This is a genomic window from Psychrobacter sp. TB67, assembly GCF_000511065.1.
In the GTDB taxonomy this organism is placed as follows: domain Bacteria; phylum Pseudomonadota; class Gammaproteobacteria; order Pseudomonadales; family Moraxellaceae; genus Psychrobacter; species Psychrobacter okhotskensis.
The window spans coordinates 23,151-31,035 of sequence record NZ_AYYA01000073.1; the positions used below are offsets into that span (position 1 = coordinate 23,151).

Here is a 7,885-nt window from a genome sequence, read left to right on the forward strand (position 1 = left end):
CTTCGGCGTTGTTTAATGACGTGTCCTTTTTCTCATTTTAATAATAGTCGTGCTGCTATGTCTACCTCCTCCCATTTGCCGTCTGATTTGCCACCACAGTCTCACCCAGATACCTCGTCAGCGTTTAAGCTGCCTTCATCGCGCTTCACTTTTTGGCTCGTACTATGCGCCATGATATTACTCGCCACCAATATGCGCGCACCGATCGTGGCCCTTGGCTCTATTGCACCAGTGGTGCAAGAAGCGCTCAATATCTCTGAGACGCAGATTGGTTGGCTGGGTGCGGTGCCGATGCTAACGTTTGCAGTGGGCGCGCTTATCGCACCAACGATTGGTAAGCGCTTTGGTCTTGAGAATACGCTCATTGCGATGATTGGTTTATTAACGGCAGGTATGATTATTCGTACTGTCATACCAACTTGGCTGGGATTCTTAACGGGTACTTTATTACTGACCTTGGCTATCGGCTTTGCTAACACCTTGGCGGCACCCGTTATCAAGCAGCGCACTCCGCAACATATTCCATTGATTACTGGCCTATTTAGCCTGACCATGACGGTGTCTGCGGGTATTGTCGCAGGGGTGGTATTACCGTTATCTGAAAGTGTCGGTTGGCAATGGTCGCTCGGTGGTTGGTCGTTGTTGGGACTATTTGCCCTAGCGATTTGGGTATTTTTGCGTTTTAGTTTGGGCTCTTCTAATCATCAAGCTGCTGTTTTGCCGCCCTCAGGATCTTCAAAGATTTCGATGTGGCGTACGTCTTTTGCATGGCAAATAGCGGTATTTATGGGCTTGCAGTCACTACTGTTTTATACCGTTGCCAGCTTTTTACCTTCTATTTGGGTCAGTAAGGGTTTAACTCCAGTTGCTGCTGGCCAGATGGGCTCGGTGTTTCAATTTATGGCGCCGCTCTCTATTTTAAGTTTGACTTGGCTCGTCAATCGTGGCCGCCCTATTCAAGCGCTCGCGATCTTAGCTGCGGTGCTCAACGTCATTGGGGTGTTAGGAGTCAGTTATCTAACCCCTGATTTAGCTTGGCTGTGGTCAGGTTTGATGGGAGCAGGTTGTTCTGCTATCTTTACGCTCAGTATGATGCTGTTTTCCCTGCGCACTTATACCACCAACCAGTCCAGCGAGCTATCGGGCATGGCGCAGTTCGTTGGTTACTTGCTAGCCTTCTTTGGTCCGTTAGGCACAGGTTGGCTACATGAATTAACTGGTAATTGGGGCTTAGCACTGTTACTTATGCTGATCCTGATGGTGATTAATGTCGGTTTTGCGTGGTTAGTCAGTCGCCCCATTATGGTCGACGGACAGAAGGCTTAAGATAGAATTAACCTACTTGCCGTAACTTTACCCTTATATTGACTATCACTTTATTTTGCTAAACTGGTTCGATTGATTAAGAGATACTTACATGATGAAAAATAACAACCTTAGCTTAATTAAGCGGTCTATTTTTAGCGTAACTATCGGGATTTTTAGCATAGCTTTGCTGTTAAGTGGCTGTCAAAAACCTGCTGAAACAGAAGCTGCTAACGAGCCACAAACCACTGAAACGGCAACGGTTAATAAGCCTGTAGTGGTTGAAGGAGCGGCAAGTATCAGTGCTACGGATCAGGAAGAAAAGTCACAACCTATAACCATTTTAGCCCTTGGCGATTCACTAACCGAAGGCTTAGGTGTCGACCCTGAAGATAATTATCCTGCGCAATTAGAAGCGAAGCTCAAGCAGATGGGCTATACCAATGTGGACGTGGTCAATTCTGGTCTCAGTGGCGAAACCAGTACCGGACTAGTCAATCGTCTCGATTGGGTGAGCCAGACCGAACCTGATATCACGATATTAACTATTGGCGCTAATGATGCGATTCGCGGTCTCGATGTCGCTACTGTTGAAAAAAATATTCGTACGGCGGTCAAGCATCTACAAGATAACGGTAGCGAAGTCATTTTAGGCGGTATGCAAATCTATGACAATCTCGGTAATGATTACGTCAAATCCTTCTCGGCTATCTATCCGCGTATCGCTAAAGATATGAACCTAAAAATGATTCCGTTCTTTTTGGACGGGGTCGGTGGTAAAGCCGAGCTCAATCAAGCTGATGCTATTCACCCGACTAAAGAAGGTTATACCATCATCGTTGATAATAATATCTTGCCAGTGCTCAAGCCTGAGCTTGAGAGAATGCTGCAATCCATGCAAGCAAACTCGCTTACCCCTGTAGAAACGCCTACCACTGAGACTGCGCAATGAGCCTAACAAAAGCTAATAATGTGAATCCTGCCTCCAACCAAGAAGTGCTACTACGGGCTACGGGCTTAACTAAGACTGTCTCGGTAGGTGAGCGTTCGCTGACAATTATTAAGAACGTTGATATCCATGTCAATGCTGGCGAGTTCGTAGTGATCATGGGCAAATCAGGCTCAGGTAAATCAACTTTGCTAGGCCTCTTAGCAGCGCTTGATTACCCCAATAGTGGCTCGGTTGAATTAGGCAATCAAACTTTAAGCAGCCTTGATGAAGATAAACTGGCGGCTATCCGTCAGCGCGATATGGGTTTTGTGTTTCAATCCTTTCACTTGTTGCCTACGCTAACCGTCGCTGAAAATATTGCTTTCCCGCTTGATATCGCCCGTCGTCCCGATCAAGCGCGCGTCGATGAACTTATCGAAGCGGTCGGATTGGGTCATCGCCGTGATAGCTTGCCGAGTCAACTATCAGGTGGCGAGCAACAACGTACTGCTGTCGCGCGTGCTTTGGTTTCACGCCCTAAAATTGTCTTCGCTGATGAGCCAACAGGTAATCTAGATGAGCAAAACGCTGATCAAGTCATGCAGCTATTATTAGATCTACGTCAACAAACAGGATCCGCGCTAGTGGTAGTCACTCATGATCCTGCGCTTGCCGAGATGGCGGATCGGGTGATTACTATGCATGATGGGATGATAGATGGATCAAAAGTTAATGGATAATACTGCTAATAATGATAAGAATAGATTATCTAGCGATAAATCAAATCAAAGCTTAATGTCTACTATGCTTGCTGTCTTTGCCTCTACTTTAGGCACTAAAGCCTTAACCCGTAGCTGGTGGCGACGTTGGGTTTATCCGGTTTTATTCCTAATTACCTTAACCTTATCACTTGCCACTTATCTAACCCTTGATTCTATTCAGCAATCTGTCGATAAATACATCACCGATAATCAGCGCGCGCTCGTCGGTGGCGACTTAGTGTTAGAGGCCAATCAGGAGTGGCCTGCGCAAATCATAGAACAAGTCAAAGATTTGCCTGATGACCAAATCGTTTACGATTATCAGTTTAGCTCAATGGCAGTGACCGATCAGCAAACTTTACTCGTCCGCGTCAAGGGCGTCACCCCTGCTTATCCGCTATACGGTGAAGCCCAAACTGCTTCAGGCAAACCTCTATGGCAACAGCTCAAACCTAACACCGTAGTCGTCGCGCCAGAAGTCATGCAGGGTCTTAACGCTAGCGTTGGCGATACTATCAAAATCGGTGAAGCTGAGTTTACTATCAGCGATATACTGACCAAAGAGCCCGATCGTCCGCTAAGTGCCTTTGATTTTGGCGGGCATGTATTGATGCAAGAGGACGGCTTAGCCGCGACTAACCTGTTAGGTCAGCGTAGCCGTGTGCGTTATCGTATCGAGATAGCAGGTGACGCGGAAACCATCACCACGTTAAATGAGCAATTACAGCAAACCTTAGTCAGCTATCCTGACATTCAGCTCTCTGATATAGACTCTGAGGACACGCAAGTCTCGCGTATCTCTGACAATGTATTGATGTTTTTAAAGCTGCTGGTTATCGCGGTACTGCTATTATCAGCGGTCGCTATGTACGGCGTTATCACCGCTTTTGTCACGAAGCAGCAGTCTAATAATGCCATTCGTATGGCGATGGGCGAACCGGTTAGGCAGATTAAAGCCAGTTATTATCGGTTATTATTGACCACTTCGATCATCGCTAGTATCGCCGCTACTGTGCTCAGTCTCGGGCTATTACAGATTGGTCAGCCCTATCTGTCGGCTATCTTGCCTGCCGATATTGGTTTGGCTATTAACCCTATTAGCATTGTCAAAACGCTTATTATCGCTATCCTACTGACGATAGTGATTACCCAGCGCGGTCTCAGTGAGCTGAGCACCACTACCCCTGCTACCCTACTCAATCAAGGCGCTAGCCAAGCCGCTGCCGATCAATCTTGGTTTCAACGTTTGCCACTGCTGTCGTATACGGTGATGTTTATCGGTCTCTATCTGTTCTTCGCTTATGAAGTCGGCTCATGGATATTATCCGCGCAATTACTCATTGGCCTAATTGCCTTTGTCGCGGTGTTTTGGCTATTGGCTCGAAGTTGGTTAGGGCTGCTAGCGGGCATTGCTAAGCGTCGTAAAGTCAGTTGGATGCAGCGTATCGCCATTCATAATCTGGCGCGTAAAGGCAATCAATCGGCATTATTTTTTGTGACCTTAGCGCTATCTGTAGCGGTATTGACGCTGATTACCACTCTCAATCACAGCATCAACGCGCAGTTCGTCGATGCTTATCCAGAGGATGCGCCCAATATATTCTTGCTCGATGTACAAACCGAACAGCATGAAGCGATCAACAATATACTCAAAGCGCCTGTCAGCTATTATCCTGTCATTCGCGCGCGCGTGGTCACCGCTAATGACGTTGCCGCTGCCGATATCGATGCCCCTGACAACCAAGACGACCCGACGCGAGTGTTTAACTTAAGCTACGCCGATAGCGTAATGGATACCGAGTTTATTAGCGATACCGCGACTCAAGATAAGCTCTATACGCCTATCAAAGATCAAGATCCGCAAACCTCAAAGCTACAACAAGTACAGCCACTATCTATCTTAGATACCGCAGCCGATATGCTTAATGTTGGCATGGGCGATCAAGTCGTCTTCAATATTCAAGGTATCGAGCTGACGGGTCAAATCACTAGTATCCGCTCAAGGTTTGAACGTGGCCCAAGTCCGTTCTTCTATTTCTTGTTTGAGCCAGATATTTTGTCTGCGGCGCCGCAAATCCAGTTCGCTACGGCGCATGTAGCCGAGGCCAGTATTCCAGAGCTGCAAGGTCAGCTAGTACGCCAGTTCCCTGCGGTAACCACCATCGATGGTACCGCTATCGCGGAGCAAATCCAAGACTTAGTGATGCAGATGAGTCGCTTGGTCTATGTCTTTACGCTACTGGCGTTATTGACTGGGATTATGGTACTTATCAGCTCGCTACTCTCCACTTCACAAGATCGGATGCAAGAAAGCGCCTCATTCCGATTATTAGGGATGCAGAAGTCTGATTTATATAAGCTCAATATCTTGGAGATTGGCGTACTTGGCGTTAGCGCAGCGGTGTTTGCGATGACTATCGCTAGTGTTGGCGCGTGGTTTGCCATTACCCAGTGGTTCAATCTACGCTTTAGCGTGCCGTGGGTAAATCTAGCTATTGGTGGCGGATTGCTCCTCGCCTTGCTGCTAGGTATTGCGATTATTTATGTAAGATTGGTGATTGGGCGTGGGATTATGGCAAGGGTTCGGGCTATGGTTTAGGTGTATTCAATTTTGGCTTTATGCAAAAACCCCTTAATTGAGGGTTTTTAACTTTATATTACTTATTTTTCTGAGCTAGACGACGAATACACCTTGGTGCGTCTCTTGGCACGTAGCTACCTCAAAGCTTAACTATCGAAAATTAATCAGCCCGTTATGATAAATTCTGCTATCAGAGCTAAAAAGCTCCTTCGGGAGCGATTTTGTTGTAAGATATTGACTTTAAAAATTAATCCAAAATGTAAGAAAAGGTTCTATCATGAGCAATGAAAAAATAATACTTGAAGGCTGCATTAAAGCTTTTAAAGAGAGTAATGAGATTGATTTGTCTGATAGTGAATTATTCGAGATTTTTTCATTAACTCAAATCCATAAAGATAGTAGCGTGACATACGAAAATATATTATCTTCAATTGTCGATGGTAGTAATGATGGTGGTATCGACTCCATTATGATTTTTATTAATGATGAATACATAGATAATATAGATAATTTAGATAACTTCAATTTTACTAACAAAACTAATGCTAAATTCATTATTTCGCAATGTAAGAAAGCAAGCTCCTTCAAAGAAGGTATAATTGACAAACTTATCACTACAGTTCCCGTTTTATTCAACCTAGAAAACGAGGAAGAGCTACTACTATCTCGTTTCAATTCAGATTTAGTTAATCAAGCATTGTTATTAACTGAAGTTTGGAAAAAAACTGCTACCAGTGGAGGAAAGATATCTTTAGATTATCTCTATATATCAAATGCTCCTAGCAAAAATTTTAATACAGTTTTTTCTCAAAAGGCAGAGCAGTTAGTCGAAATATCTCAGAAAATATTTAGCACTTCCGATATAAATTTTTCTGTCTATAGCTCTAAAGAGCTACTCGAATTATACCAACAGCAGAAGTCCAATCGTAATACTATAGAATTTAAAGATAGACCATTATCGACAGAATTTGATAATTATGGTATTGGGTATATTGGGACTGTTAAGTTAGGAAACTACAAGGAGTTTTTAACAGCAGAAAACGGAGGTATTCGTGATGATCTTTTTGAAAGTAATATTAGACACTTTCAAGGATCAGTAGATGTAAATAAGCGGATACGGGAATCAATAGAAAACCCTTCGAATGAGGATTTCTGGTGGTTAAATAATGGTATTACCATTATTGCAGAAGAGCCAAAAGAAGTAGGGAAGAAATTATCTATTGAAAACATACAGATAGTAAATGGCTTACAAACTTCTTACTCTATATACAACTATCATAACCTAGATATGGATGATAATAGATCAGTTCTAGTTAAAGTCATAATAAATACAAATAAAGAAACGACTGACCATATTATCGCTTCCACCAATAGTCAAAACCCTGTCTCTGCTATAGTCACCTGACCACAAAAATGTTATAAAATAAATCAACTAAACGATTACCACAATAAATAACCATGACTTACTCCCTAGATTTTCGCAAACAAGTCTTAAAAAGCTTAGATGAGGGCATGACCTTTGCTGAAGCTGCTGTTTTCTATGATATCAGTCCAACGACTATCCAGAAGTGGAAAAAGCGTCTTCATAGTAAAACCACTCGATATATTAAGCCCTACAAAATAGAGGATGAAGCCTTAGCTCAAGATGTCAAAGACCACCCTGACGATTATCACTATGAGCGAGCACAGCGTTTTGATTGTAGCCCAACAGGCATCAGTAAAGCCTTAAAGCGTATTGGTGTTAGCAAAAAAAAAGACACTTGAGCATCCCAAAGCCTGTCCTGTGAAAAGAGCGACTTATCTAGCCAAGCTTAACCACTACATTGCTCAAGGCTTTGCTATTGTCTATATGGACGAAAGTGGGTTTGAGAGTGAAACGATGCGTCCTTGTGGTTATGCACCCATTGGTAGCCCCTGCATTGGCAGTTACAATTGGCAAGCCAAAGATCGAACCAACGTCATTGGTGCACTATATGGCAAAACGCTGTTTGCACTCAATTGCTTAAAGACCAACATTAATAAAAAGATTTTCTATCACTGGTGCAAGTTCACGCTGATACCAAAGCTTAAGAGAAAATGTGTAATCGTTATGGATAATGCAGCCTTTCATAAGCGCGTTCAAAAGCTGCTTAACAGGCATGGTCACAGGCTATTATTCTTACCTCCTTATAGTCCTGACTTAAATCCCATCGAGAAAAAGTGGGCTCAAGTGAAGTTTTTACGCCAAGGTTGGATGGAAAATGACTTATCTAAATTGTTTTATGATATTCATCCAAAACATAACTCTTTTGTAGTGCAGTGACTATA

General features: G+C 43.7%; 7 protein-coding genes. All 7 read left to right on the forward strand.

Going from position 1 to position 7,885, the window contains the following annotated elements; translation table 11 throughout:
• Nucleotides 1-15 precede the first annotated feature (15 nt).
• The 7 genes from W293_RS0113755 (at nt 16) to W293_RS0113785 (ending at nt 7,880) form a co-directional block, all read left to right on the forward strand.
• Nucleotides 16-1,326, forward strand: a complete 1,311-nt coding sequence (locus W293_RS0113755) for an MFS transporter (protein ID WP_025652991.1) — start codon at nt 16-18, stop codon at nt 1,324-1,326.
• Between the two features lie 91 nt (nt 1,327-1,417).
• Nucleotides 1,418-2,257, forward strand: coding sequence for an arylesterase (locus W293_RS0113760; RefSeq protein WP_156915607.1), 840 nt, complete (start codon nt 1,418-1,420; stop codon nt 2,255-2,257).
• The gene (locus W293_RS0113765; RefSeq protein ID WP_025652993.1) at nt 2,254-2,976 is read left to right on the forward strand and encodes an ABC transporter ATP-binding protein; all 723 of its coding nucleotides are present in this window, start codon (nt 2,254-2,256) and stop codon (nt 2,974-2,976) included. Before W293_RS0113760 ends, W293_RS0113765 begins: the two co-directional genes overlap by 4 nt.
• Nucleotides 2,954-5,596, forward strand: coding sequence for an ABC transporter permease (locus tag W293_RS0113770; RefSeq protein ID WP_025652995.1), 2,643 nt, complete (start codon nt 2,954-2,956; stop codon nt 5,594-5,596). The genes W293_RS0113765 and W293_RS0113770 overlap by 23 nt, the downstream gene beginning before the upstream one ends.
• 259 nt (nt 5,597-5,855) lie before the next feature.
• Entirely contained in the window at nt 5,856-6,983 is a 1,128-nt protein-coding gene (locus W293_RS16535) for an AIPR family protein (RefSeq protein ID WP_084212334.1), read from the forward strand.
• Nucleotides 6,984-7,036: 53 nt separating this feature from the next.
• Nucleotides 7,037-7,342 carry an IS630 transposase-related protein gene (locus W293_RS0113780; RefSeq protein WP_025651943.1) on the forward strand — a complete coding sequence of 102 codons (306 nt, stop codon included), beginning with the start codon at nt 7,037-7,039 and terminating at the stop codon, nt 7,340-7,342.
• Nucleotides 7,317-7,880 (forward strand): transposase, encoded by a 564-nt coding sequence (locus W293_RS0113785; RefSeq protein WP_198015433.1) that lies wholly within the window; start codon nt 7,317-7,319, stop codon nt 7,878-7,880. The genes W293_RS0113780 and W293_RS0113785 overlap by 26 nt, the downstream gene beginning before the upstream one ends.
• Nucleotides 7,881-7,885 lie beyond the last annotated feature (5 nt).

Coding starts and splice junctions, on each gene's coding strand:
- W293_RS0113755 (WP_025652991.1), top strand. CDS start 16: ATGACGTGTCCTTTTTCTCATTTTAATAATAGTCGTGCTGCTATGTCT.
- W293_RS0113760 (WP_156915607.1), top strand. CDS start 1,418: ATGATGAAAAATAACAACCTTAGCTTAATTAAGCGGTCTATTTTTAGC.
- W293_RS0113765 (WP_025652993.1), top strand. CDS start 2,254: ATGAGCCTAACAAAAGCTAATAATGTGAATCCTGCCTCCAACCAAGAA.
- W293_RS0113770 (WP_025652995.1), top strand. CDS start 2,954: ATGGATCAAAAGTTAATGGATAATACTGCTAATAATGATAAGAATAGA.
- W293_RS16535 (WP_084212334.1), top strand. CDS start 5,856: ATGAGCAATGAAAAAATAATACTTGAAGGCTGCATTAAAGCTTTTAAA.
- W293_RS0113780 (WP_025651943.1), top strand. CDS start 7,037: ATGACTTACTCCCTAGATTTTCGCAAACAAGTCTTAAAAAGCTTAGAT.